The sequence below is a fragment of the Bacillota bacterium genome, assembly GCA_023511485.1.
Classification (GTDB): domain Bacteria; phylum Actinomycetota; class Aquicultoria; order Aquicultorales; family Aquicultoraceae; genus CADDYS01.
Genome location: JAIMBH010000004.1, coordinates 42,674 through 68,834, shown reverse-complemented (window position 1 = coordinate 68,834; position 26,161 = coordinate 42,674). Strand labels below are relative to the sequence as shown.

Annotated in this window: 22 protein-coding genes and 1 riboswitch; of the genes, 20 read left to right on the top strand and 2 right to left on the bottom strand. The window is 46.1% G+C overall.

The genetic code is table 11. The features are described from left to right. Positions 1-16 precede the first annotated feature (16 nt). From K6T91_02300 to speB, 4 genes are all read left to right on the top strand, one after another. Positions 17-901, top strand: coding sequence for a diacylglycerol kinase family lipid kinase (locus K6T91_02300; protein MCL6471624.1), 885 nt, complete (start codon positions 17-19; stop codon positions 899-901). Positions 902-1,186: 285 nt separating this feature from the next. Beyond that, a complete protein-coding gene (locus tag K6T91_02295) occupies positions 1,187-2,227 on the top strand; it encodes a deoxyhypusine synthase (GenBank protein ID MCL6471623.1) in 1,041 nt (346 codons plus the stop codon). Then, a complete protein-coding gene (gene speD / locus K6T91_02290) occupies positions 2,224-2,574 on the top strand; it encodes an adenosylmethionine decarboxylase (GenBank protein MCL6471622.1) in 351 nt (116 codons plus the stop codon). Before K6T91_02295 ends, speD begins: the two co-directional genes overlap by 4 nt. A gap of 215 nt (positions 2,575-2,789) precedes the next feature. Next, entirely contained in the window at positions 2,790-3,668 is an 879-nt protein-coding gene (gene speB, locus K6T91_02285; protein ID MCL6471621.1) for an agmatinase, read from the top strand. A 47-nt stretch (positions 3,669-3,715) separates the two neighbouring features. On the opposite strand, the gene K6T91_02280 is transcribed toward speB, so the two are convergent. Next, positions 3,716-4,915, bottom strand: coding sequence for a PD-(D/E)XK nuclease family protein (locus tag K6T91_02280; GenBank protein ID MCL6471620.1), 1,200 nt, complete (start codon positions 4,913-4,915; stop codon positions 3,716-3,718). A 79-nt stretch (positions 4,916-4,994) separates the two neighbouring features. Between K6T91_02280 and K6T91_02275 the strand changes: the two genes are divergently transcribed. The 14 genes from K6T91_02275 to coaBC all read left to right on the top strand — a co-directional run bounded on the left by K6T91_02275 (position 4,995) and on the right by coaBC (position 20,211). After that, the gene (locus K6T91_02275) at positions 4,995-5,555 is read left to right on the top strand and encodes a hypothetical protein (GenBank protein MCL6471619.1); all 561 of its coding nucleotides are present in this window, start codon (positions 4,995-4,997) and stop codon (positions 5,553-5,555) included. Further along, positions 5,556-6,467, top strand: coding sequence for a hypothetical protein (locus K6T91_02270; GenBank protein MCL6471618.1), 912 nt, complete (start codon positions 5,556-5,558; stop codon positions 6,465-6,467). It abuts the gene before it with no gap. Positions 6,468-6,685: 218 nt separating this feature from the next. After that, positions 6,686-7,261, top strand: coding sequence for a bifunctional pyr operon transcriptional regulator/uracil phosphoribosyltransferase PyrR (pyrR, locus tag K6T91_02265; protein MCL6471617.1), 576 nt, complete (start codon positions 6,686-6,688; stop codon positions 7,259-7,261). A 60-nt stretch (positions 7,262-7,321) separates the two neighbouring features. Next, entirely contained in the window at positions 7,322-8,254 is a 933-nt protein-coding gene (locus K6T91_02260; protein ID MCL6471616.1) for an aspartate carbamoyltransferase catalytic subunit, read from the top strand. Then, positions 8,247-9,590, top strand: a complete 1,344-nt coding sequence (locus tag K6T91_02255; protein MCL6471615.1) for a dihydroorotase — start codon at positions 8,247-8,249, stop codon at positions 9,588-9,590. Before K6T91_02260 ends, K6T91_02255 begins: the two co-directional genes overlap by 8 nt. A 33-nt stretch (positions 9,591-9,623) precedes the next feature. Next, complete coding sequence (gene carA / locus K6T91_02250) at positions 9,624-10,787, top strand: glutamine-hydrolyzing carbamoyl-phosphate synthase small subunit (protein ID MCL6471614.1); 1,164 nt, start codon at positions 9,624-9,626, stop codon at positions 10,785-10,787. Between the two features lie 122 nt (positions 10,788-10,909). Next, complete coding sequence (gene carB / locus K6T91_02245; protein ID MCL6471613.1) at positions 10,910-14,188, top strand: carbamoyl-phosphate synthase large subunit; 3,279 nt, start codon at positions 10,910-10,912, stop codon at positions 14,186-14,188. Between the two features lie 167 nt (positions 14,189-14,355). Next, entirely contained in the window at positions 14,356-15,198 is an 843-nt protein-coding gene (locus tag K6T91_02240) for a dihydroorotate dehydrogenase electron transfer subunit (GenBank protein ID MCL6471612.1), read from the top strand. A 180-nt stretch (positions 15,199-15,378) separates the two neighbouring features. Further along, a complete protein-coding gene (locus K6T91_02235; GenBank protein ID MCL6471611.1) occupies positions 15,379-16,293 on the top strand; it encodes a dihydroorotate dehydrogenase in 915 nt (304 codons plus the stop codon). 97 nt (positions 16,294-16,390) lie between these two features. After that, the gene (pyrF, locus tag K6T91_02230; protein ID MCL6471610.1) at positions 16,391-17,128 is read left to right on the top strand and encodes an orotidine-5'-phosphate decarboxylase; all 738 of its coding nucleotides are present in this window, start codon (positions 16,391-16,393) and stop codon (positions 17,126-17,128) included. A gap of 467 nt (positions 17,129-17,595) precedes the next feature. Next, positions 17,596-17,907: an integration host factor gene (locus K6T91_02225; protein MCL6471609.1), complete on the top strand. Its 312-nt coding sequence runs from the start codon at positions 17,596-17,598 to the stop codon at positions 17,905-17,907. Positions 17,908-17,919: 12 nt separating this feature from the next. Then, positions 17,920-18,489 (top strand): guanylate kinase, encoded by a 570-nt coding sequence (gmk, locus tag K6T91_02220; protein MCL6471608.1) that lies wholly within the window; start codon positions 17,920-17,922, stop codon positions 18,487-18,489. A 33-nt stretch (positions 18,490-18,522) separates the two neighbouring features. After that, positions 18,523-18,750, top strand: a complete 228-nt coding sequence (rpoZ, locus tag K6T91_02215; GenBank protein ID MCL6471607.1) for a DNA-directed RNA polymerase subunit omega — start codon at positions 18,523-18,525, stop codon at positions 18,748-18,750. A 243-nt stretch (positions 18,751-18,993) separates the two neighbouring features. Continuing rightward, the gene (coaBC, locus tag K6T91_02210; protein ID MCL6471606.1) at positions 18,994-20,211 is read left to right on the top strand and encodes a bifunctional phosphopantothenoylcysteine decarboxylase/phosphopantothenate--cysteine ligase CoaBC; all 1,218 of its coding nucleotides are present in this window, start codon (positions 18,994-18,996) and stop codon (positions 20,209-20,211) included. A gap of 12 nt (positions 20,212-20,223) precedes the next feature. Here coaBC and K6T91_02205 read toward each other — a convergent pair whose 3' ends face one another. Further along, positions 20,224-21,594 (bottom strand): sensor domain-containing diguanylate cyclase, encoded by a 1,371-nt coding sequence (locus tag K6T91_02205; protein ID MCL6471605.1) that lies wholly within the window; start codon positions 21,592-21,594, stop codon positions 20,224-20,226. A gap of 224 nt (positions 21,595-21,818) precedes the next feature. Beyond that, positions 21,819-21,968, top strand: a riboswitch (SAM riboswitch). 253 nt (positions 21,969-22,221) lie between these two features. Between K6T91_02205 and metK the strand changes: the two genes are divergently transcribed. Both metK and priA read left to right on the top strand, forming a co-directional pair. Then, complete coding sequence (metK, locus tag K6T91_02200) at positions 22,222-23,451, top strand: methionine adenosyltransferase (GenBank protein MCL6471604.1); 1,230 nt, start codon at positions 22,222-22,224, stop codon at positions 23,449-23,451. Between the two features lie 147 nt (positions 23,452-23,598). Then, positions 23,599-26,052, top strand: coding sequence for a primosomal protein N' (gene priA / locus K6T91_02195; GenBank protein ID MCL6471603.1), 2,454 nt, complete (start codon positions 23,599-23,601; stop codon positions 26,050-26,052). Positions 26,053-26,161: the final 109 nt, after the last annotated feature.

Here is a 26,161-nt window from a genome sequence, read left to right as displayed (position 1 = left end):
GAAAGGTAAATTGTAAATGCTTGGCCAAAGAACCGGGGTATATCTAATTGCAAATCCAACCGCAGGGCAAGGGCGCGCAAAGAGAATTGCTGTAGCAGCGTATGAAGAGTTTTCGTGTCGCGGTTACCCGGCCGAGCTTCAGTTTACTGCTCAGTTGGGGCACGGGATCGATATCGCGCACAGGGCGTACCAGGATGGCTACAGGCTGGTAGTGGCGGTTGGTGGAGACGGCACGATTGCAGAAGTCGCTAACGGGATTGCAGGTACAGGGACTATAATGGGGGTCATCCCCGGCGGAACTGCCAATGATTTTGTGAAGGAGACAGGCCTTCCCTTAAATTTGCGGTCTGCAGTTGATGTAATAATTAGAGGCAAGACCAGGCGAATTGATCTAGGAAAAACAGATACCGGCAGATATTTTCTTAATGTAGCTGGCATAGGATTTGATGCGGCAGTTATAGAAAATCTTGACCTCAGACTTAAATACTGGCTGAAAGACACAGCCTACGTTGTTGCCGCCATCAAGACCTTGATGTTTTACAAACCGCCCTTGCTTAAAATCAAAGCAGATGGCAACCAATATGAAGGCTCGTTTGCTGTAATTGGAAATACCCGCTACTATGGTGGCATTTTTAAGGTAACCCCAAAAGCGGCAACTGACGATGGTTATCTCGATCTCTGCATTTTCTCAAAAACGCAGAAGGCTTCCCTTTATAAATACCTAGCAGGAGCGATCGGACAGTTCCACCTGAGATTTAGAGATGTTTCATACCTGCAGGTAAAGAAAATTGAGGTAAAATCAGCCGAGACGATTCCGGTTCAGGCCGACGGCGATATAATAGGGGTAACGCCGATTGAGTTTGAAGTTGCCCCGGGGGTGCTTGAAGTTATTGTGCCGTAAAAAGCCATCAGCATTTAGCTCTTGACCCCCACACTCTATCTTATTATTCTTATTATTGTTTGTTTTCTAGCCATGCTTGCGCTAATTAACCAGGCGGAATTTATAAGTTTTTTGATTAATTAGGGCAGGCATTTGTTATGCAATCTTTTGTTTAGCATAAAATATATATTGTATATTGGAAACTTTAGCGTTATTATAAAAAGGTTGAATTTGCAAGGTTGTACCTTGGTTTTGCTAAAAGTGGACGCATGTATTAAAAACTGTATAGCGCCGTGAGGAGGTCAGTTGAAAAAACACGATTTGTTAAAATTCCCGATCCAGCATTTGGATCTTGATAATATCGCTGATTTAAACCAGCTTCTCCAAGGGTTTGAGGCAACGTCATTTCAAAGCCGCAACCTGGCAAAATCAAGAATTGTTCTTCAAAATATGATGAGGGACGACAAGGCGGTTATTTTTCTTGGTATAGCTGGTGCTATTGTTCCGGGTGGATTACGCAAGGTAATCCGCGACATGATTAAAAAGCGCATGGTTGATGTTCTTGTATCAACCGGTGCGAACCTCACCCACGATCTTATCGAGGCCATGGGCTATCACCACTATGTTGGTTCAGCTCATGCCGACGACAAGGTGCTTGAAGATCTCAAAATCGATCGCATCTATGACACGTATGTCGACAACCAGGATTTTGAAACGGTCGAGTTAACCATATCTAAGATAGCTTCAGAGCTTGAACCTGGCTCCTATTCATCGCGCGAATTTCTAGCCTACATGGGCTCAAGAATTGAAGACCCCAATTCGATACTACGCGCGGCTTATGAAGAAGGAGTCCCGGTCTTTTGCCCCGCGCTTTGCGATAGCGCAATAGGTATTGGCCTTACTCACCTTTACGCTCAAAAAGATGCAAACGGGCAAAAGAGAGGCCTGTTCATTGACCAAATTAGGGATAACTATGAGATTGCCCAGATAAAACTGCAAGCAGAAGAAACTGGAGCAATCTACGTTGGCGGGGGCGTGCCAAAAAATTATATCCAGCAGTTGGAGCCGTTGTTGGACACGATGGGTTATCGTGAGGTAAACGGGCACAAGTACGCCATCCAAATTACTACCGATGATCCGAAATGGGGTGGTTTAAGCGGTTGCACATTCGAGGAAGCGCAGTCCTGGGGTAAAATCTCCAAAGAAGCGCAAATGGCAACCGTGTATATAGACTCAACCATCGGATTGCCGCTTCTGGTTGGAGCGTTTTTACAATCCAATAAGGATTTCTATAGAAAAAGAAACTTTAGTTGGGTTGGAGATCAACTAGAAAGGATTGAGAGATGAACAAGGGAAATCACTTAATTGTGGACGTCCACAACATGGACTACGATGTCCTCGTGGATGACAAGAAGCTGCTACAGACTATTGTCAACGCAGCAAACGAGGCTGGTGCAAATATAATTAACCAGTCCAGATACCACTTTGGACACAACTCATCGCCTGGCTGCACCGCATTTATTATGCTCGATGAGAGCCACGTTTCAATCCATACTTATGCCGATGACGGCAAGATGGCCCTTGATGTGTTTACCTGCGGCGCCACGAGCTGCGAGAAAATCCTAGAGTCGGTTTGCAGGCAGCTTAACATCAAGAAGGAGGATATTGTAGTCAAGCACGTTCCTAGATTCTAGAAATGTAAGCTGAGACAAAGGGGTTTTATGTTACTCAATTAATCTCCCCGCTTCCCGAAGACCGGAAGGCGGGGAGAACGCTTTTTAGAAGCTATCAGCTATAAGAACAACTATTAGCGCTGATGGCTGATAACTGATAGCTTCTAGATGTTTACGGTATAATAGGGTAAAAGCTCAGCCAGTAGGCCAGGTTATATTTTTGCTGGAGGTTTAACGTGTATTCATCTCTTCCCTTTAATTTTTTAGGGATAAGCGAGCACAATGCCTTTGAGGAGTCTAAAGTCGTGGTGCTGCCGTTTCCATACGATTCGACGACTTCGTTCAAAGCCGGCACGCGGGAGGGGCCGCTTGCCATTATTAACGCATCACGCCAGGTTGAACTATATGACGAGGAACTGGATATAGAAATATATGATAAGGTAGGTATCCATACTTTTAACGAGATAATGCCGAATATGGAGGGACCAAGATACCAGGTTGATACGGTACGGCGTGTATTTTTAGACGTCCTTGAGGCTGAGAAATTTCCCGTAATGATAGGCGGGGAGCACTCACTTACTCTCGGCGCAGTTCAGGCATTCAAAGATTTTTATGCCGACATTAGTGTGCTGCAGTTTGATGCTCATACCGACCTTCGTGACGAGTATGAGAATACTCAATATAGCCATGCCTGCGTTATGAAACGCATCTATGATGAGGGAGTAAGTTTCGCTCAGGTTGGGATAAGAAACAGTAGCAAGGAGGAATCAAGATTTATTAAGACCAACAATATTTTTTCGGTTACTGCTAGGCAGTATCGCTACGGTTACTACGGTGTAGAGGATATCGTCGATGCATTGACTGACACCGTATACATAACCATCGATATGGATGTTTTTGATCCATCTGAGGTGCCGGCAGTCGGTACTCCGGAGCCGGGTGGCTTAACCTGGTACGAGATCCTTGATGTCCTGCGTGAGGTGACCTTTCATAAAAAAGTGGTTGGCTTTGATGTAGTCGAACTTGCCCCTATCCCTGGCAACCCAGCAAGTGATTTTTTGGCTGCAAAATTGATTTATAAGTTGATAGGATATTGTTTTAGAGGGCAACTTTAGTGGTTGTTATTTGAGGCTATTGCTTGCCTTTGCTTTCCCCTTTACCTTTATTCTTCTCCTATTTCATCTTTAATGTATAAAGCATAGCTTATGTCCTCAACTTCTTTTGCAGTTTCGATTATTTTCCGCAGCTCTCCCTGCGATGCTTCATCATCAAGCAGCTCTTTTAAAAGTCGCCCGTTTACGTCGAGAATTTTCTCCCAAAGGCCACGGGGTTCGAGAAGCTCCCGGAGCTTTTTGACATTATAGTGGGTAGTCTTATGCACTCTTCGGGCAAGTCCTCCACGCGTGCCTCTGACCAAGGATAGCCCGTTTGCTTCACAGTAGTTGTGGATGATTGATTGAAGCTCATTTAGCCTGGCGCGGGCCTTATTAATATTTTGCACTAGCTCCAGATACTCATCGACTGCCTTTTCTATCTCGCCTGCACTTTGCTTTAGTTTTGCTATTGTCGTTTTTGGAGCTGTGCCGTTTAAGCTCTTCCCATTTGACACCTTGCCATTTGCGGCAGCTCTGGCCAGCATAATCGGGTCGTCTTTATGAAGTGGGCAGAATTCTATGTAATCACACCAAGGGCACAAAGGGTTCTTGAAGGGATCAAATTTTTGGGCACGTATATCTTCTGATACCTTGAGAATTGTATCCCTGGCTTTTGCAACGTCGGTTTTAGTTTTGCGGGTGCTCATCTTTTGATTTGGAACTAAAAAATAAAGCGTGACTTTTTGCGGGGCGACTCCGTACAGTTCTTCAACCGCCATGTGGTAGATAGGAAGCTGCAAATCCGTGTTCATTTTTGTTTTTGGTGGAAGCTTATCATTGGTTTTATAGTCAATGATCTCTATGCCCCCATTTGAGAGCCTATCTATGCGGTCGATTACACCTGATAGTGTAATGCCTTCCATATCGAGAGCAAATCGCTTCTCTACCGCAATCGGAATAGCAAATGTAAGGACGTTTTCGTTATAGAATTGGGTTAGTATCGCCCGCCCTTTTTCCTTGTATTGCCGCTCGTGTGCCTCATCCTCGTATCCCTCGCTCTCCCAGACGTTATCAAGCTCTTCTAACAACCGCTCAAGACTGCATGGCTCAGCTGTCTCCACGTTGTAAAAGAATTCTAGTGCAGAGTGAATGCTGCTACCAAAACTTAAGTAATGCGATGGTTTGGTTGGTAGCCTATCGATATAGGCAAATTTGTAGGAGAGGGGGCATTTCTGGTATGTTGAAATCGCCGAATAGCTTAGTCTCACGTCTGCTCCTGTAGGTTAATGATTGGTAAGTTACACCTGACCAGTTTACCTAACCAATTGGAGAGGGTCAAGGAGGCTGGTGAAGATAAAAGCACAAAAGCATAAAATTATGGTACTTCTGGTAGTTGCTCTGACTCTTTTGACGTCTTGTGCAAAGCAGTTAGCATCCAATGCTTTGCAGCATAGAGATGTGACTTCCGAGGCTAAAAAACAAGACCTGGAACTCACAAAGAGAAGTGCCGGTGTTACCATATACGGAAGACCAATAAAAATAGAGATATATTGCAACCACACCCAGAGGCTTATTAAGCCAGGCGATAAGATATACGACAAGGTATGCGACGCTGGTGAGCGAATAATTCTGCGGGTGGGTAGCCCAGCGAGCGATTCCCTCTTATCCGAAAAGGACATGGCCGTGATAAGAGATCAGGCGTACGCAGTTGTCACGTTTTCATATAATAAACCGCCCAAGTTTATCTTCTTCAAAGACCTACAAAATTCAGTAACCTTTTATATTCCGGCAAATTTCCTAGAGATGAAACCTGATACCATATACGATGGGTTTTATTACGGCAATAGACATATGGTTAGCACACTTACCAACAATGAGCTTCTGGAGATAGTTAAGGACATGGACTAGATGCAAAAGGCGATATCGCACGTGATGAGCACTAAAGGCTTATTGGCAAGAGTCATAATTATGGCGATTCTTGTTTCAATGCTCACCCCTTCTTTTGTATTTGCCATCATCCTACAAAGTGATTGGGCAACGCTTAGTACGCAACACTTTTTAATCTATGCACCAAAAAGAGCGGATATTGAACAAATAGGCGATGTTGCCGAGAGAATTTATACTGAGATGGCTTCTCGCTACAAGTATAACCAGAGCCAGATTATTAACCTATATATTTACACCGATCAAGCCGCCTTCTTAAGCGGAAGCCCTTCACCGGATGCTGCAGGTTATGCCTCACCTTGTCAAAACATGATAGCAGTCCTTCTCGGGGCTGGAAACTCAACCACGACTTTAAGGCACGAGATAAGTCACATGATGTTTTTGCGCAGCGTACCCAAGGTAAACACAGTTCCTATATGGTTCATTGAGGGGCTTGCTATTTATGAGTCTAAACCTGGGATAGAGGCTGCAGAAATAGCTAAGTATGCGCTTGCGAGGGATATCCCAGATCTGGTTGGGAATGAGAACCAGTCTTTAGATAACAATGCAACTAAGCAAGATTATGCACAAGGATATATGGTGATAGATTTCATTGTAAATGAGTTTGGTGAGCCGAAGCTCTATGAGGTAATAGAAAAACTCCAGAAAGGATTAGATTTCAATGATGCCCTCACGCAGGTTTTGGGCTTAAGCCAGGATAATTTAAATGCCAAATGGAAGGGCTTTGCAAGCGGCGAGGTTAAAAGCATCTGGCTTATGCAGCTTCGGGATATTGGCTGGTACCTGCTTAGCAGCTTAGTAATCTTAACCGCCATTATTGTCCCGTTTCGTAAGCGCAAGCGATTGCGCGAGATGGAGGATGAGGATTATCTTTAAGCGAGATTTTGCCGATAATTATATAGATATTAATTGCTTATCAAAAACCGGTTGCATAGAATCCGGCTTTTTGATACTATTATTGCGACCTTTAAATCTAGTCCTGCGAGGCTGGTAAGGGATGGTAAGTGAATATACCCGAGATTACTCTTTAACGTGCCTACCTTCATGCAGCCTGCAGAGAAGGTATTTTTTTGTGCTAAAACAGGGGGCGGCTGGTGAGTTTTAAGGAAAAAGCACTGGTGATGGATGGTGAGGCCATGGGGCGTGCCATTACTCGGATAGCCCATGAGATTTTAGAAAAAAACCGCGGTGCGGAGAACTTAGTAATTGTTGGAATCCGCAATCGCGGTATTTTTTTTGCTCAGAGATTAGCAGACAAGATAAAGGAAATCGAGGGCGTTGACCTCCCTGTCGGCGCGCTTGATGTTACATTTTATCGTGACGATGTAACAACATATTCGAACCCGAAGATATACAAGACCGAGATTCCGTTTGATGTTACAGGCAAGACAATAATCCTTGTCGATGACGTTCTCTATACTGGCCGCACAATAAGGGCGTCGATGGATGCGATCATGGATTATGGAAGACCAGCGGCAGTGCAGCTTGCCGTTATGATAGACAGAGGCCATCGCGAGCTTCCGATAAGAGCCGATTATGTCGGCAAGAATATCCCTACCTCGCGTAAAGAGCGGGTGCAGGTGAAAGTGACCGAAGTTGATGGTCAAGACCAGGTTACTATTGGAGAAGAGTTAGGCGAAGCTCCAAAAACAGGAGTTGACAGGCCATAAGTACGCATTTTGGTTTATCCAATGGGCCAGCATCTCAGTTGATAAGGGGATACTGCTAAATTGGGATTAAGACATAAGGATTTAGTAAGCATAGAGCAATTGACGAGCGAAGAGATAGCGCTAATCCTTGATGTGGCTGAATCGTTCAAAGAAATATCAAAGCGGCCGATCAAGAAAGTCCCGACTTTGCGGGGGCGCACAGTTATTACCCTTTTCTTTGAACCAAGCACGAGAACAAGAACATCTTTTGAGCTTGCTGCCAAGCGGTTAAGTGCAGATACAGTCAACATCTCGAAGAGCACAAGTGCAGTCGTTAAGGGTGAGAGCATTAAAGATACCGCACAAACTATCGAAGCGATGGCGGCCGACTTAGTAGTCATAAGGCACGCTGCGTCGGGTTCGGCGGCGCTTCTTGCAAAATATATGGATTGCAGTGTGGTGAATGCTGGGGATGGTTCGCATGAGCACCCGACTCAGGCACTCCTTGATCTGTTTACTATTAGACAAGAGTTCGGCACGCTAAATGGGCTTAAAGTAGCTATAGTGGGAGATATCCTGCACAGTCGGGTTGCTAGGTCAAACATCTTAGCTTTGAAGAAAATGGGCTCGGAGGTTATCGTGGTCGGTCCCCCAACGCTTATGCCGAAGGATATCGAGTTGCTGGGTGTTAGGGTCTCTTATGATATAGATACGGTGCTTCCCGAGATAGATGTCTTATATCTGTTGAGGATACAGCTTGAGAGACAAGGGGAGCCGCTTTTTCCCTCGCTCCGCGAGTATGCGGCCCTTTTTGGAATAAACAAGAAACGCCTGCAGATGACAAAGCCAGATTTGATCCTTATGCATCCTGGCCCAATGAACAGAGGCGTTGAAATTGCACCTGAGATAGCCGACATGCCGCAGGCGGTCATAACAACCCAGGTGACAAATGGAGTGGCAGTTCGAATGGCAGTATTGTACCTGCTCTTAGGTGGTGCTAGAGGCGATGAGTAAGTTTTTAATAAGAGGCGGCCATGTTGTCGACCCTGCAAACAATGTGGATGCACAACTTGATATCTTAATAGAAAACGGTCGCGTAGTTGCCATCAGTAAAGATCTGGCAAGCAAAAGAACTGCGGCAGGCGCAGAGGAAATCGATGTCTCCGGCAAAATAGTAATTCCTGGCTTGGTAGATATGCATGTACACTTGCGTGACCCAGGACGAACCGATGAAGAGACTGTTGAAAGCGGCCTGAGGGCGGCGGCACGCGGTGGATTCACAAGCGTAGCGTGCATGCCAAATACCGACCCAGTGATCGATTCGTCTTCAGTTGTTGAATATATAAAACGCCAGGCGGCAGATGTAGGCTTTGGAAATGTCTACCCGATCGGTGCGATCACGCAAGGACTTGAGGGTGAGCGTCTCTCCGAGATGGGTGACCTTATAAAAGCTGGTGCTGTGGCTTTTTCCGACGACGGTAAATGTGTAATGAATGCTCAGCTGATGAGGCGGGCCCTTGAATATACAAAGATGTGGGATAAACCAGTGATATCACATGCCGAAGAGGCTAATCTGGCCTGCGGTGGGCAGATCCACGAAGGCTATTGGTCAACTGTCCTTGGCTTAAAAGGCATACCCGCAGCGGCTGAAGAAATCATTGTCGCTCGTGATATTATCTTAGCCGAGCTTACTGGTGGTAGGCTTCACATAGCGCATTTAAGCACCGCAGGAAGTCTTGATCTTGTAAGAAGGGCAAAAGAGCGGGGAGTTAGGGTGACATGCGAAGTTACGCCGCATCACCTCATTTTAACCGATGAAAATTTGAAAGATTACGACACCAACCTTAAGGTAAACCCTCCGCTTCGCACAAAAGAAGATCTCGAGGCGCTTCGTCAAGGTTTAAAAGATGGTGTGATTGATGTTATAGCTAGCGACCATGCACCGCACGCCCGCCATGAGAAGGAGATGGAGTTTGACTACGCGCCGTTTGGTATGATAGGTCTTGAGACGACACTGGGCCTTATTCTAACTGAGATTGTTGAAGCGGATGTAATAAGTTTAAGCGAAGCTATAGCGAGAATGAGTGTCAACCCGGCAAAGATACTTGGGATTCCAAAGGGTAGCATAGGCGTAGGCGATATAGCTGACCTGGTAATAGTTGACCTTAACGCTGAACTTGAGGTTGATCCTACTAAGCTTGAGTCAAAAAGTGTTAACACTCCCTACGGCGGATGGAAGCTAAAAGGTGTTGTAACGGATGTATTCAGTGCGGGCGATCCAGTTATTAGAGATAGGGTCCTGGGTTCTGGGTTCAGGGCAAAGGGTAAAGTAATTCCTGCTAGGAGCTAGCAGCTCAGAGCTAGAAGCTTAAGAGGGAGAGCAATGGGTATACTGCATAAAAAGAAAGCGATTCTGGCACTTGAAGATGGAAAAGTGTTTTACGGGTATGGTTTTGGAGCCGAAGGTGAAGCACGCGGCGAGGTTGTTTTTAATACCAGTATGACCGGCTACCAGGAGATATTAACCGATCCATCCTATGCTGGCCAGGTTGTTACCATGACCTATCCTCTTATTGGAAACTATGGTGTAAATAGTGAGGATTTTGAATCCAGAAAACCATTTGTTGAAGGCTTTATTGTGCGCGAAGTCTCAGCGATTTACAGTAACTGGCGCTCAGATGGGTCACTGCAGGATTTCCTTGCCGAGCACGGAATTGTTGGTATCGAGGGAGTCGATACCAGGGCTCTTACCAAGCATATCCGAAGCATGGGTGCAATGAGAGGTGTAATTTCGATCGGCGGCGATAGCGAAGCTGCGGTCGTCGAGAAGGCTCGCAATATACCATCTATAGTCGGTCTGGATTTGGTAAAAGGCGTGACTACCGGCGAGCCCTATATGTGGAAAAGCAACGGCAAGAGTAGATATAAGGTAGTTGCCTTTGATTTTGGAGTAAAGCTAAATATCCTGCGTTGCCTTGCAAGTGTCGGCTGTGAAATAAAAGTAGTACCTGCTACGACCTCTGCAGAAGAAGTCATGGCAATGAACCCTGACGGCGTCTTTTTATCAAACGGCCCTGGTGACCCAGCAGCGGTGACTTACGCGATTAAAACCACCCGCGATTTACTGGGTAAAAAGCCGATCTTTGGCATTTGTCTTGGCCACCAGCTTCTTTCTCTTGCAATCGGTGGCGAGACTTATAAGTTGAAGTTTGGCCATCGCGGTGGGAACCAGCCGGTTAAAAACTTGCTGACGGGGAAAGTCGAAATAACAAGCCAAAACCACGGCTTTGCGGTCAACCCCTCATCTTTTGACGTTTCAGAGCGGCCTTGGCGAGTAGGTCAAACCATCCCATTGGGTGGCTGGAGCGGAAAGAGCGACTTTGGCAAGATCGAATTAACACATATAAACTTAAACGATGGCACAGTTGAAGGGCTGCGCTGCTTGGAGGTACCAGCTTTTTCAGTTCAGTATCACCCAGAGGCGGCGCCTGGTCCGCACGACGCAAGATATTTGTTTGACCAGTTTGTTGAAATGATGGAAGGGTAAGGAAGCAGGGGCCAGCGGCCAGGGACCAGGATTTATTGAATAATATAAATTAAATTCTTACCTACCTGGTTTCCGGACACCGGACCCGAACTCTATGAGGAGCGAGGAACGAGCGACGAGATATGCCAAGAAGAAGTGATATTCAAAAAATCTTGATAATCGGCTCAGGGCCTATAATTATCGGCCAGGCCTGTGAGTTTGACTACTCCGGTACGCAGGCGTGCAAGGTGCTTAAAGACGATGGCTATGTGGTTGTCCTGGTAAACAGTAACCCGGCAACAATCATGACCGATCCGGAGTTTGCCGATCGCACCTACATCGAGCCAATAACCCCTGAGGTGGTTGAGAAGATCATTAAAAAAGAAAGGCCTCAGGCGCTTCTGCCGACTCTTGGGGGGCAGACAGGCCTGAACACCGCAGTGACACTGGCCGAAAGCGGGGTGCTCGATAAATATGGAGTCGAGCTCATTGGTGCCAAACTTCGCGCCATCAGGAAGGCTGAAGACAGAAGCGAGTTTAAAGCCGCTATGGAAAAAATAGGTCTTGAAGTTCCAAAAAGCGGTTTTGCTTATAACCTAAACGATGCATTGACCCTAGCCGATGAGATTGGCTTTCCTCTTGTTATTCGGCCCAGTTTTACTCTAGGTGGAACTGGCGGCGGCATAGCTTTTAATCAAGAAGAATACATAAGCATCGTTTCAAACGGGCTTATGTTGAGCCCTGTCTCTGAGGTGTTGATCGAGGAGTCCGTTATAGGCTGGAAAGAATATGAGCTAGAGGTAATGCGCGATCTCAATGACAACGTAGTAATTATCTGCTCGATAGAAAACTTTGATCCGATGGGAATTCATACGGGCGATTCTATTACAGTTGCCCCAGCGCAGACCCTAACCGATGTTGAGTATCAAAAGCTTCGGGATGCCTCAATAGATATTATGCGCGAGATAGGTGTTGAGACCGGTGGGTCTAATATCCAGTTTGCTATAAACCCGGAGGACGGGCGCATAGTAGTAATCGAGATGAACCCGAGAGTAAGCCGAAGCTCGGCCCTGGCTTCAAAGGCTACCGGCTTTCCTATCGCCAAAATGGCGGCAAAGCTTGCTGTAGGATACACTCTGGATGAAATTGCAAACGATATCACCAAAGAGACCCCGGCATCTTTTGAGCCGACTATCGACTATGTGGTTACGAAGTTTCCACGCTGGGCATTTGAAAAATTCCCTGAGACCGACCAGACGCTTACAACGAAGATGAAATCCGTCGGTGAGGTCATGGCGATAGGACGCACTTTTAAAGAGTCTCTCCAGAAAGCAATACGCTCACTTGAGCAGGATCGTTACGGGTTGGGGGCCGACGGGAAAGACGATATAAACCCCGACGAAGTGAATAATAAATTGGCTATTCCAAATCAGGACAGGATTTTTTATATGAAGTTTGCACTTCAGCATGGAATGAGTGTTGAAAAAATACACGAACTTTCCAAAATTGACCCCTGGTTTATCGATCAAATTCGCCAGATCATCGAGGTGGAAAAGGAAATAGCTCAGTTCAAATTAACTGAGATGCCTAACGAGATTCTGCGTGAAGCGAAAAGAAATGGTTTTTCTGATCGTCAGATAGCCTATCTTACTGGCTCGACCGAGCTTGAGGTTCGCAACAAGCGAAAAGATGCTGGAATTGTTGCAACCTTTAAAACGGTTGATACCTGCGGTGCTGAGTTTGAAGCCTACACTCCCTATTATTACTCGACTTATGAATTAGAATGTGAGGTAAAGGAATCCGATAAACCAAAGATCATAATACTTGGCAGTGGCCCAAACCGGATTGGGCAGGGGATTGAGTTTGACTACTGCTGTGTCCACGCCTCGTTTGCGCTAAAAGAAGAGGGCTTTGAGACGATTATGGTCAATTGCAATCCGGAGACCGTCTCAACCGACTATGATACATCCGACCGGCTCTACTTTGAACCACTCACCTTTGAAGATGTTATGAATATTGTCGAGCGAGAGAACCCAAAGGGCGTGATCGTCCAATTTGGAGGTCAGACTCCCCTGAAACTTGCAACGGCTCTTGGCAAGGCTGGTGTTCCTATCATCGGAACATCTCCTGATAGCATTGACCTTGCTGAGGATAGAAAGAGATTTGAGGTCTTACTCAGAAAACTCAACATAAATCAGCCGCCAAACGGCACGGCCACTTCATATGAGGAAGCACTTGAAGTTGCCCGAAGGATCGGCTTTCCTGTTCTTGTAAGGCCGTCTTATGTCCTTGGCGGACGGGCAATGGAGATAGTTTACTCTGAGGAGAGGCTTGAGTCGTATATAATACAAGCGGTAAAAGCATCACCCGACCACCCAATCTTGATCGACAAGTTTCTTGAGGGAGCTATTGAGGTCGATGTAGACGCGATATGTGATGGCGAGGATGTTTTGATCGGCGGCATTATGGAGCATATTGAGGAGGCGGGCGTGCACTCGGGTGATTCCGCCTGCGTAATACCTCCCTACACTCTGAATGATGATATTATCAACCAAATAAAGGAATACACGATCCAGCTGGCGAAAGAACTAAACGTGCGCGGGCTTCTTAATATACAGTATGCGGTTCAAGGGCAGACCGTATACGTCTTAGAGGTAAATCCGCGCGCATCAAGGACGGTGCCGTTTGTCAGTAAGTCGGTAGGCGTACCGCTTGCCAAAATTGCGGCCAAAGTAATGGCGGGTAAAACCCTAAAAGAGATCGGCGTCCTTGAAATTCCGCCTGTTGAACACGTGTCAATAAAAGAGGCCGTTCTGCCGTTTGGTCGGTTTCCTGAGGTTGATACGGTGCTTGGTCCAGAGATGAAATCTACCGGTGAGGTTATGGGCATCGATACGGCTTTTGGTAAGGCATTTGCCAAGTCCCAAATAAGCGCAGGCCTTAAGCTTCCAAAGAAAGGTAACGTGTTTATCAGTGTTCGAAATAGCGACAAGAGGGCGATTATTTTCCCGGCCAAGAGGCTTCATGAACTTGGGTTTAAAATATACGCAACAAAAGGCACGGCGACAATGCTAAGCAGAAACGGCGTCGATGCAATCGCGCTTAAGAAAGTCCAGGAGGGCAGGCCAAACGTTATTGATCTTATTAAGAACCGGGATATCGACCTGGTAATCAACACACCCTGGGGCAGAGGCACTAGGATTGACGGATATGAGATTAGGACGACTGCATCTGTATACGGCGTCCCCTGCGTCACGACCTTAGCGGCTGCAACTGCTGTTGTCCAGGGAATAGAAGCTTTGATAGGCGGGGAACTAGATGTCAAAGCAATACAAGACTATCATGCCAAGGGTCCTGGGCCCAGGGACCAGGAGCCAAAGGAAAATATTTTGGATTCAGAGATCAGTATGAGCATGGAATAACCGTATCTTGAAATATTTATAAAACTCAGAGTTGCTAAGTACAACCAAGATTTATAACTAAGTACAACCAAGATTTATAATAAACGTGATTGAAGTTAAGGGGGCTTTGCCTGGTCCATATCTCAGGACACAGAATCCTCAAGCCTCTAGACTCTAAAAGGAAGATTATGTTTCAGGTTAAGGCAGACGTCATAGCAAAAGAAGAAATTATACCCGGTGTCTTCAATATTACGTTGATCTCACCCGAGATATCAAAGCAAGCAAAACCGGGCCAATTTGTCCATGTTCTTTGCGGTGAACCAAACGATAGTTTTATACTTAGAAGACCCTTTAGTATTCACCGCGTCGTTCCGGGGCGCGCTTTCGAAATACTTTTTCAGGTTAAGGGAAGGGGTACAGAGGCTCTTTCCAAGGTTAAGATACATGATAGTCTGGATGTAATCGGACCACTTGGCAGTAGCTTTAAGTATTCAGAAGGTATTAAATCGGCGCTGCTTCTTGCGGGCGGTCTTGGCGTAGCCCCACTTCTTTTCCTTGCTGAGGAGCTTACAGAAAAACACATTTTATTCCATGCTATGCTTGGTGCACAGAATAAAGCGGGGTTGCTGCGTTATATAGATTTTAAACGGCTGGCAAAGAAGACATATGCAGCCACAGAAGATGGGAGCTTTGGACATGATGGCACGGTGGTATCCCTTTTGAATCGTACTATTCACCAATTGCGACCGCAAATTATTTATGCGTGCGGGCCTGAGAGAATGTTGCAGAAGGTGTCAGAGACAGCAGACGAATTTGGTGTTGATTGCCAGGTCTCGATCGAAACCAAGATGGCCTGCGGCATAGGTGTATGCCTTGGATGCACATGTATTACGAAAACTGGCTATAAGTTGGCCTGTAAAGATGGTCCTGTGTTTGATGCGCGCGATATATATTGGGGCAAAAGCAACATCGAGCCTGTTTCTCTTGAGCAATACGGTTATGAAACGGAAGAAATTGCGAATTCGGATTAAGCCAAAGAAGGAACGTAAAACCTGGGAGATCAATCCCCGGACGAGGGTACACGATAGCAATGGTTACAGCAGAACCAAGAGTAAGCAGATGCTAAGAAGACTTGTCCAGGATGAGGATGAGTAACCTTAGAATCAGGGTAAAAACATTGGCCCAGGTAAAATGGGTTATTGGAGTAAAATATGAGCGTAAACTTGAGCGTTACACTTGCAGGAATTAAGTTAAAAAACCCGGTTATGCCAGCTTCCGGTACATTTGGTTCCGGACGGGAATTTAGCGAGTTTTTTGATATTTCACGTTTGGGTGCGATTGTTGCAAAGACAGTTACGCTAAAGCCTAGACATGGCAACATGCCTCCCCGTGTATGCGAAGTGACTTCTGGCATGCTAAATTCAATTGGGCTTCAAAATGAAGGACTTGATCATTTTCTTGAACATGACCTTCCCTTCATGCGGAAGTTCAAGATACCGATTATTGTAAACATTGCGGGAAATACGCTCGAGGAGTATGCTCAAATATGCCGTGACTTGCGAGGGGTTCCGGGTATAAACGCGATAGAGCTTAATATCTCCTGTCCAAATATTAAAGCTGGCGGGATAGCTTTTGGTGCATCTGCAAGGCTTGCAGAGCAGGTTACCGCTGCAGCTAGATATAATACTGACTATCCTTTGATTGTGAAGTTGACGCCAAATGTTTACAACATATCGAAAATAGCAAGGGCGGTTGTGAGCGCAGGGGCCGATGCGGTATCATTAATAAATACTTTAGTGGGCATGTCGATTGATTTAAACACCTTTAAACCGATGCTTGCTAATATTACAGGAGGATTAAGCGGACCTGCCATAAAGCCGGTGGCCGTCAGGATGGTTTGGGAAGTTGCCCAGTCAGTAAATGTGCCTATCATTGGTATAGGTGGGATCATGACCGCTGAGGATGCAATAGAGTTCTTTTTAGCCGGTGCAACCGCAGTTGCTGTTGGGACCGCCAATTTTATAAACCCCAGGGTGATGATCGAGATCATTGAGGGGATTGAAAAGTTCTTAGATGAGCGTGGTTATACGGATATCCGTCAAATAATAGGAAAAGTTCAGGTATAGGAAAAGCATTGCCCGCAGCCAAACCGCATTTTACTTGATGTTACTTAACTAAAACGCTAAGCTATTGAGGTTAGATCAATGGTTCAAGAGGAGTTAATTGCTGTCACTTAAATCAAAAGAGCGCCTGATTATTGCGCTGGACGTTAAAAGCAAAGAAGAGGTATCTTCAATTTGCTCGGCAATTGGAGACAAGGCTGTCTTTTATAAAGTAGGTCTGCAGTTATTCCTCGCCGAAGGTTGGGATATAATCAGGTTACTGAAGGACTACGGGGCAAAAGTTTTTCTAGACCTTAAGCTTCATGACATACCGTATCAAGTCGCAGGTGCGTGTCGTGAAATCGTTCGCGCCGGTGTAGACATGCTCACCGTTCACACAATGGGAGGATCAGAGATGATGAAGGAAGCGGCTTTAGCGGTGAAGCGGGAATCTGATCGGAATAACACGCTACCTCCTATTTTATTAGGCGTAACTGTTTTGACCAGTTTAAATCAGGTTGGAGCTGGGGAAATAGGTATCAAATACCCGATCGAGGAGCAAGTTGCAAATCTTGCCGTGTTGGCCAGAAAGAGCGGCATGGATGGGGTCGTGGCGTCACCGCAAGAGGTCGCAACTATAAGAAAGGCTGTAGGTAAAGAGTTTGTGGTCGTCACACCCGGGATACGCTCATCAACAGACGCAACCAATGACCAGAAGCGCATCATGAGTGCGTATGATGCAATAAGAGCCGGGTCGAATTACTTAGTTGTTGGTAGACCTATAGTTAAGGCAGACGATCCGGCAGCTGCAGCTGCTAAAATTGTGTCGGAAATTGAAAAAGCAAGCATGTCTGACTAACTGCGGAAACACAATGGAGCAACTACGCCCAGGCCGTTTACCTGCAATTGCCATTGGTAATTAGTAAAAAATTTGTTATTTTGGATAATAAAAGCAGGAGATACGCATTTACGAGGCGAATTGTTAAATGTCCTGGTCAGAAGTTTGTGTATAGGCATATTGTTTTTGATGTCGCTTCCAGGCAATTTGTTGAAAACATCGCTTGAGAAAGAAGGGAGGGAGGTACAGTAAGATAAGTTGCTAGCTAGATTGACAGGGGTAGAAACGAAGCTCTAGATGAACCACTGCAATCTTAGGCAACGATCGTAGCTTAGATCAGGGATTGTCTAAGCGCGGGCTGTGCCGGATGATCCCAAGTCATAACAGATATGGCATCTATGAAATAAAAGTATTATTTGTCATTCAGCTAGCTGTTACCTATAATCACCGTTTAAGAAATGTTTATCTAGCTAACTTAAGGAGGATTTATGCCGTTACCGAAACTAACTGAAGAACAAAGGCAAGAAGCCCTGAAAAAGGCAGCGGAAGCAAGACAAAAAAGAGCAGAACTTAGGAAGAAACTGAAAAGCGGAGAGATCAATGTCAAGGATATTATTAACAGAACCGATGATCCGATAATCTCCAGAATGAAAGTTAGTAGTTTGTTAGAATCTTTACCGGGAATTGGCAAAGCCAGAGCCCAGAAGATAATGCAAGATGCAGGCATTAGCCCGACTAGAAGGGTTCAGGGTCTTGGCAGCAAGCAGAAAGAGATACTTATCAGCTCGGTTAGTAAATAGGTGAACTTAACGATGGATACAGATCCTAAAGTATTTGTTATATCTGGTCCATCTGGAGCAGGAAAGGGGACTCTCACAGAAATACTTCTTAAGAGAGTCCCCTTTCTTACACGCTCTGTTTCAGCAACCACAAGAAGGCCCCGCCCGGGCGAAAAAGATGGCCTTGATTATTACTTTATGACCGAAGAAGAATTCAAGAAACATATCGAAGACGGTGATTTTCTTGAATGGGCTATAGTGCATAGCAATTACTATGGAACCTTGAAATCGGTGGTTGAAAAAGAGCTCAGCGCGGGTAAAAGTGTGGTCATGGTAATAGATGTTCAGGGGGCTGCTAGTGTAAAGCGGCAGATGCCCGAAGCAGTTCTCATTTTTATCGAGCCACCTTCTATAGAGGAGCTTGCTCGGCGCCTAGCCCGACGGAGTACGGAAACGGAGGCAGAGTTGGCTGAGCGCATCAAGAACGCAGAACAAGAGATGAGGCTTGCTAAAAACTATGATTATGTGGTAATAAATGATGATATGGAAAAAGCCGCCGGCGAGCTTGTTGAAATTGTCAAGGCGGAACTTACCAAGAATTAAGACAAAAGGTGATGATTGGTGACAAGGCTTGATATGGATAGGCTGTTAAGCAAAGTTGACAGTAAGTATACTCTGGTAATCGCCGCTGCTAAAAGGGCGAGGCAAATCAATGATTACTTTAGCGCAATAAAGCGTCATGACCTTGCAAGAGTAAGACCGCCTCAGATCGATGCTCTTTCAAGCAAACCGCTCACAATTGCATTAGCAGAGATCCAAGAGGATAAAATCACGTACGAGCGCGTAGTTGAGAGCATTAAGTAGGGTCAAAGGCCGGGGTCTAGGAGCCACGGTAAAAACTGATTGAAATTTAAGGTGGAGAAAATCTCCACCTTTTATAGTTGCCCGGTTTATCAGGCACATTATTATAGCAGCATATGCTGCTTTTTTTGTTATAATATCATTTAGCTTCCCTCTCTTGAGGGGCTAGGGGAGGATAAATCCTGAACAGGAGCTTGTTCTCTGGACCCTAGTAGTAAGCTTTTATAATAGGCGAGCGTTAGCAATATGAAGAAAAGCGTTTTCAGTGGCAAAACCATAGCGTTAGGTGTTTCGGGTGGAATTGCAGCATATAAGGCTGTTGATCTTGCAAGTAAGCTTACCCAGGAAGGAACAACGGTTAAGGTTGTCATGAGCCAAAACGCCACCAGGTTTGTTAGTCCCATCACTTTTCAGTCGGTTACTAACGAACCGGTACTAACTGACCTTTTTTCTGGCGATTTCAAGCGACAAATCCACCACATATCAATAAGCGAAGAAGCTAACTTAGTTGTCGTCGCTCCAGCGACCGCAAATATAATCGCCAAGGCTGCCCACGGTATTGCTGATGATGCGCTCTCAACGGTTATTCTTGCAGCAAGGAGCCAGGTTGTTATGGTTCCTGCAATGAATAATTTCATGTGGTTAAATGCGGCAACCCAACAGAATTTGCATATCCTTGAAAGTCGCGGCATAAGCGTAATAAAGCCGGAGGTTGGCAGGCTGGCATGCGGTGAAGAAAATGCGATCGGCAGGTTTCCAGATGTCGAAGTGATACTGGACCATCTTAGAAGTATGCTCTCAAGAACCAGAGATTTAGAAGGAAAAACCATCCTTGTAACAGCCGGGAGTACCCGTGAGCCTATTGACCCGGTGAGGTTTATCGGAAACCGCTCTTCCGGCAAAATGGGCTATGCGATTGCGGCAATGGCGCAGGCAAGAGGTGCACGGGTCGTCTTGATTTCAGGTCCAACCAGCGTGGAACCGCCGGCTGGTGTCAAAGTCATAAACATTGAGACTGCCGGTGAAATGCATCAAGCTGTGCTTGACAATCTAGCGCAGGCAGATGCAGTCATCATGGCGGCTGCGGTTGCCGATTTCAAGCCTCTTATCAAGCATACTAGCAAAATAAAAAAGGACAGGATGCCTGCTGCCATCGATCTTGAACTTAATCCTGATATTCTGCAATCAGTTGCTGGCAAAAAAGGGAAGAAACTTGTTGTCGGTTTTGCGGCCGAGTCGGATAACCTGGTCGAAAATGCGCTTAAGAAGCTTAAAGAGAAAAAACTTGACCTGATAGTGGCCAATGATATCGCAAGACCAGGTGTTGGCTTTGATAGTAATTTTAATTATGCGGTTCTAATAGATAAGAAAGGCCAGATTGGCAACCTTGAGACCATTAAGAAAGCCGACCTGGCGGAGAGAATTATTGATTGGATAGTAAATGCACTTAAATCATTTAGATAGATTTAAGATAAGTTACATTGTCTCTTGCTTTAATCCTGGATAAGTGCAAACTCGGTTTCTGCCTCTTCTTTTAGCTAAGTAAAGGGCGGTGTCTGCTTTTTCGATCAGCTCGCCTACATCGGCTGCGTCTTCGGGGAAGCAAGCAACTCCTGCACTTATTGTTATGCGCCCCTCCGGTTGGGTTTGCGCGTTAGGAAACTTATGTTCCTCAACGTTTTTCCTCAGACGGTCAGCAATATGGTATGCGTTTGCCCTATCTGATTTAGGGCAGATAACTGTGAACTCTTCACCACCGTATCTTGCAATGATATCCGAATCTCTGCATATTCGTCTTAGGATATCCGCAAGTTGTTTTAAGACATCGTTTCCTTTTACATGGCCGTTGATGTCGTTATAGTTCTTAAAATGGTCAATATCGATAATTATAAGAGACAAGGGCTCATTATATCTTTTAGCTCTGCTAAACTCAGTTTCGAGCCTTTGGTTAAAGTGCCTGTGGTTATAGAGTTTAGTGAGGTCATCCGTAATTGCGAGCAGTTTTGTTTCTTCCAATAATTTGGCCTTTTCAATTGCAAGTGCTGCGTAGGTTGAAAACAGGCACAGTATCGAGATATCTTTTGAAGAGAATTCTCTTACTTTGAAATCGTCAACATACAATATTCCAACGATTATATTTTCCAGAAAAAGCGGGCAGGCAATAAGTGACCGGATTCCTTCATTAACTAACTTAGCGGTGTTAAATTCTGGATATTTATGTATATCTGGAATAATAACTGGGCCTTTTTGATTCAAGATGTAATTGGTCAGCCCACCCGGCCTTAGCTTCCAGCGTTTCTGAGTGCTCATGTCTCCGCTGAAACCAAGGGTTGTGGCAAGCAGCATCTCACCGCTCTTTTCATCGTAGACTGCGAGACTTCCTGCGGGAGTATTGGTGAGTTTCATAGCGTGCTGCACTATAGTTCTACAAACTTCAGGAAGGCCTTTTGCGGAAGACAAGCTTATGCCAATTTCGTACAGCGACCAATGCTCACGGGTAAGCCTGTCGATAAGGTCGTAAGTAGCCCTTCCTTCGGATTCTAAAAGCCTGCTAATTATATTTGCGGTGGATTTATCGATAATTTCAGCGCGCTCCGGCTTTACCTTGCGGATTTTATCGATTAGCTTATTGGAACCGGATAGATCGATAATCATGTCTATATCCGTTCTTTCAAGAAGTTTGCAGTAATCATATTCAATGGGGATATCCAGGTATTTTGCAAGTTCGATGGATTCCTTATCATCCGATTCCGCAATTATGGCAAGTATATTTAAGGATGAAGCCTCGGCAATTGTCTGAAGCACCGAAGAATCCCCTTTGTCGCCGCTTATTATAACTATGTTCACGAGCCCTCACATTATATTTAATACTTGGATAGATCCTAAATATATCCTAAATATATCCTAAATATATCCTTATTATACCCGTGATATTATCGACGTTTTAAGACACTAACTTTACAGTCAGTTTGCATATATTGCTTGACTTGGGACGGTTTTATTGCTAATCTGACCTTGTAATAAGGTTTTTCTGCATGTTGACAATTACCGATTGTCGGTATAAATAGAAGCTCTTATCCAGAGAGGTGGAGGGACTGGCCCTGTGAAGCCTCGGCAACCTGGATGGCGGATGTACGGATGTATGGCCGCATCTAAGGTGCTAATTCCTGCAGAAGAGAAAGGCTTTGCCTTTCGATGACAAGGTTTCTGAAAGATGAGAGGAGGTTTATATTTTAAGCGTTAACCCTCGTGCACTTTCAGGCCGAGGGGTTTTTTTATTTATGGGTCCAGAGGCCAGGGTTCTGGGTCCAGGGTTATGTTAGTTAAAATTATCTAATAGATTTTCGGAGAGCTGTTGGTTTTCAAGTTGATGTGTTAATTTAGGCCAGAGATGGGGGTACCAACCAGAAACTAAAGAGTTTTTCTGGACCCTGGGTCCCAGTCCCCGGCCCCTAAAAACGGGAGGTACGGAAGTTGTCAAAGAATCGTTATCTAATTACATCGGAATCGGTAACAGAGGGACACCCCGATAAGATTGCTGACCAGATATCGGATGCGATCTTGGATGCAATCTATACGGATGATCCAATGGCAAGAGTTGCTGTTGAAACTCTTGTGACAACTGGCTTGGTAGTTGTAGCCGGAGAGGTTACCACAAGAACTTATGTTGATATCCCGAGCGTGGTCAGGGAGACTATCCGGCAGGTAGGATACACCAGGGCAAAGTTTGGTTTTGATTGCGATACCTGTGGAATTATAACAAGCATCGACCCGCAATCGCCTGATATTGCGCAGGGTGTTGATGATGCCTATGAGAGCCGCATCGGCGAGGGCCACGAGGACCTTGATAAGCAGGGTGCGGGGGATCAGGGCATGATGTTTGGGTATGCCTGCAATGAAACTCCCGAACTCATGCCGCTCCCAATTCTGCTTGCGCACAAACTCTCCTATCGCCTCTCTGAGGTCAGAAAAACCGGCTTAATCCCGTATCTTCGCCCGGACGGCAAGACTCAGGTCACAGTCGCTTATGAAAACGGGAAGCCAGTTTGGGTAGATACAATTATCATATCGAGCCAGCATGCGCCGGAAATCGATATCGAAAACGAGCTTAAGCCTGCGCTGATAGAAAAGGTCATCAAGCCAACAGTCCCGGCAGATATGATTGATTACAGCAAAGTAAAGATATTCATTAATCCGACGGGTAAGTTTGTTATCGGTGGCCCACAGGGCGACACCGGGCTTACCGGCAGGAAAATTATTGTAGATACCTATGGCGGCCTTGCCCGTCATGGTGGCGGCGCATTTTCTGGCAAAGACCCGACAAAAGTAGACCGGTCGGCCGCCTATGCCGCAAGGTATGTGGCTAAGAATGTTGTCGCTGCGGGTCTGGCCGAGCGCTGTGAAGTTCAGCTTGCGTATGCAATCGGTGTGTCGCGCCCGGTTTCCATTATGGTTGAAACATACGGCACAGAAAAAATCCCGGTTCCCGAGATCGAGTCTCTCATTAAGAAGCACTTTGACTTAAGACCTGCAGCTATTATCCGCGACCTTGACTTAAGAAGGCCGATTTACAAGAAGACCGCCGCTTATGGGCATTTCGGCCGCGAAGACAGCGATTTTACCTGGGAAAAAACAGATAAAGCCACGATTTTACGTGAAGAAGCGGGCTTAAAAGAGCTGGACGAGGAATTGACTACTCTGTAGGCTCCATGGCAGCCTTTCGGAGCCTGAGTTGTAGTGCTGCGGTGCTGCCTGGTGCAAGCCAATATATAACGGGCGGAGCTTGTTTCCGCCCTTTTTGTTATTATTAGACCAAACCCTGATTTCTAAATTCTGAAGCAAGGAGTGCTTTTGTTACAGAAACCATCTATCGCAAAAGTCATCGTCGATCTTCCAGTACGCGAGGTCGATCGCATTTTTGATTATTTAATCCCGACCAAGCTTGCTTCCAAAATCGATCTTGGTTCGGTTGTTCTAGTTCCCTTTGGCAGGACAAAGCAGGTCGGATACGTTGTTGGGTTTGCCGACACCTCAGAGGTGTCGGAACTTGCGCCAATTGAGTCGGTCATCAATGAGAGGCCGGTTTTTGATGAGCGCATGATTGAGCTCTCCCGTTGGATTGCAGGGTATTATCTCTCTACATTAAGCGAGGCTTTAAAACTCGCGATACCTCCCGGCCGTGGTACAAAGGTTATCCAGCTGGTTCGCACAACCGGGAAGTCACCGGCCAGGATTACACCACGTCAGATGGAAGTGCTCAAAAAATTAAGGGATTTAGGCGGGACAGCTCGAGCCGACACGCTAAAGGCTGCCTGTGGTGGTCGGGATGTATCGTCTGTGCTCAAAAAGCTGGAGGAAGCCGGTTTGATTGAAAAGGACTACGAGCTTGATTACCCCAAGGTTAAGGAGGCGATGGCTCGATATGCGGTTTTAAACTTTGACAATCGCAATAGCGGGGAAGTTGCTGCCGAGCTTAAGAAAGCGCCTAAACAGAAACTTATCTTCGACAAGCTATCTTCATGTGGGGCCGTCCAAGTATCGCATCTTCTTGCCGATACAAGAACCTCCTATTCATCGCTTCATGCTCTGGTTGAGCGTGGATTAGTATGTATTGAGAGCCGTCTTGTCGAGCGGGAGCCACAGCAGCATTTTTTTCATAAAGACAAAACAGTAAAGCTGACCAGCGAGCAAACTGTTGCACTAGCGGCAATTATAACCGCAATCGAGAAGGGCTCAGATGATGTGTTCTTACTTCAGGGTGTGACCGGTAGCGGCAAAACCGAAGTTTATTTAAGGGCGATCCAAAAGGCGCTTGAGATCGGGAAAAGCGCGATAGTGCTCGTTCCGGAAATTGCTTTGACCGCGCAGGCAGTAGCGCGCTTTAAGGCTAGATTTGGCGATACAGTCGCGGTGCTTCATAGCGGACTTGGTGCTGGTGAGAGGTTTGATCAGTGGCGGGGGATTCAAGAAGGTAGATATCGCGTGGTAGTTGGTGCCCGCTCGGCTGTTTTTGCTCCCGTGTCGGGTCTCGGCATCGTAGTCGTAGATGAGGAACATGAGGCAAGCTACAAGCAGGGCAAAAATCCAAGATACAACGCGCGAGAAGTCGCTATAAAACGGGCTAAATTGGAGGGGGCATGTGTCGTGCTGGGAAGTGCAACTCCTTCAATAGAAGCCAAGTGGCGGTCCGAGACTGGCTTTTATAGGCCGCTTTTTTTGCGCCGGCGGGTCGAGGAAAGGGAGCTTCCAAGGATTGAAGTTGTCGATATGCGCGAGGAATTGCCCGATTCGGGTAAACGTGAGCGACCGCTTTTAAGTGGGCTTCTGAAACGCAGGCTTAACGAGGCTCTGGGTGCAGGGGGGAAAGCGATTTTATTCCTAAACCGGCGCGGTTTTTCAAATTTTATCCTGTGCCAGGATTGCGGCTTCGTTCCTAAATGCCGCAACTGTGCGGTATCTCTCACCTATCATTCAGTTAATAATAGCCTGCGTTGCCACCACTGTAATTTTGTTGCACGGGCGCCTGCAGCGTGTCCCAGGTGCGGCGGTAGCGCAATAAGGTTTCCGGGCGCGGGAACTCAAAGGGTTGAGGCTGAACTTAAACATCTTTATCCACATGTCCCTGTTATAAGGATGGATGCTGATACTACTGCACGCAAGGGTGCGCACCAGGTGCGTCTTGCAAAGTTTCAGGCTGAAAAATCTGCTATCCTGCTTGGTACGCAGATGATAGCTAAGGGGCTGGATTTTCCTGAGGTCACGCTGGTTGGGGTCATAAATGCAGATACTTCTCTACACCTTCCCGATTTCCGTGCTGCCGAGCGCACGTATCAGCTTCTGATGCAGGTCGCAGGCCGTGCAGGTAGAGGTGAACAGCCTGGAAGGGTTGTAATCCAGACGTATGCACCGGATAGCTATCCCATCCAGGCTATATTGACTGGTGACTATGACGATTTTTACAAAGAAGAATTAGAGTCGCGCCGCGGACTTTCCTACCCGCCGTTTACTTCAGTGATTCGGATGCTTTTTTCCGGCCAGGACCCTGAGGCAGTTGTTGGCTTGGCAAGGCGGGCAGCCAAAATCATTGAGGTGTCAGGCCTATCGGAAGCTTTCGATATGATGGGGCCATCGCCCGCCCCCCTTCTTAAGGTTAAAAGGGAGTATCGCTGGCATATATTGCTCAAAGTGCGTGATAACTTGACAGTAAAAAGCTTTTTGGAAGATAATTTTCGACGGTTCATTCCTGAGAAGTATCGGAACATAGTAATATTATCCGTAGACGTGGATCCGGTGTGGGTGCTTTAGTATCCACCGAGAATCGAAAATGAAAAATCGAAAATCGATTGAATTACCGGGGCAATAAATGAAAGGTGAGAGTTTTATCGGCTCGAGCTATTTTTCGATTCGGTCGATT

Bases quoted from the DNA above. Each gene is read 5' to 3' on its own strand.
- K6T91_02300 (MCL6471624.1), top strand. From the start codon at position 17: ATGCTTGGCCAAAGAACCGGGGTATATCTAATTGCAAATCCAACCGCA.
- K6T91_02235 (MCL6471611.1), top strand. From the start codon at position 15,379: ATGAGCGTAAACTTGAGCGTTACACTTGCAGGAATTAAGTTAAAAAAC.
- carA (MCL6471614.1), top strand. From the start codon at position 9,624: ATGGGTATACTGCATAAAAAGAAAGCGATTCTGGCACTTGAAGATGGA.
- coaBC (MCL6471606.1), top strand. From the start codon at position 18,994: ATGAAGAAAAGCGTTTTCAGTGGCAAAACCATAGCGTTAGGTGTTTCG.
- gmk (MCL6471608.1), top strand. From the start codon at position 17,920: ATGGATACAGATCCTAAAGTATTTGTTATATCTGGTCCATCTGGAGCA.
- carB (MCL6471613.1), top strand. From the start codon at position 10,910: ATGCCAAGAAGAAGTGATATTCAAAAAATCTTGATAATCGGCTCAGGG.
- K6T91_02225 (MCL6471609.1), top strand. From the start codon at position 17,596: ATGCCGTTACCGAAACTAACTGAAGAACAAAGGCAAGAAGCCCTGAAA.
- rpoZ (MCL6471607.1), top strand. From the start codon at position 18,523: ATGGATAGGCTGTTAAGCAAAGTTGACAGTAAGTATACTCTGGTAATC.
- K6T91_02240 (MCL6471612.1), top strand. From the start codon at position 14,356: ATGTTTCAGGTTAAGGCAGACGTCATAGCAAAAGAAGAAATTATACCC.
- speD (MCL6471622.1), top strand. From the start codon at position 2,224: ATGAACAAGGGAAATCACTTAATTGTGGACGTCCACAACATGGACTAC.
- K6T91_02255 (MCL6471615.1), top strand. From the start codon at position 8,247: ATGAGTAAGTTTTTAATAAGAGGCGGCCATGTTGTCGACCCTGCAAAC.
- K6T91_02270 (MCL6471618.1), top strand. From the start codon at position 5,556: ATGCAAAAGGCGATATCGCACGTGATGAGCACTAAAGGCTTATTGGCA.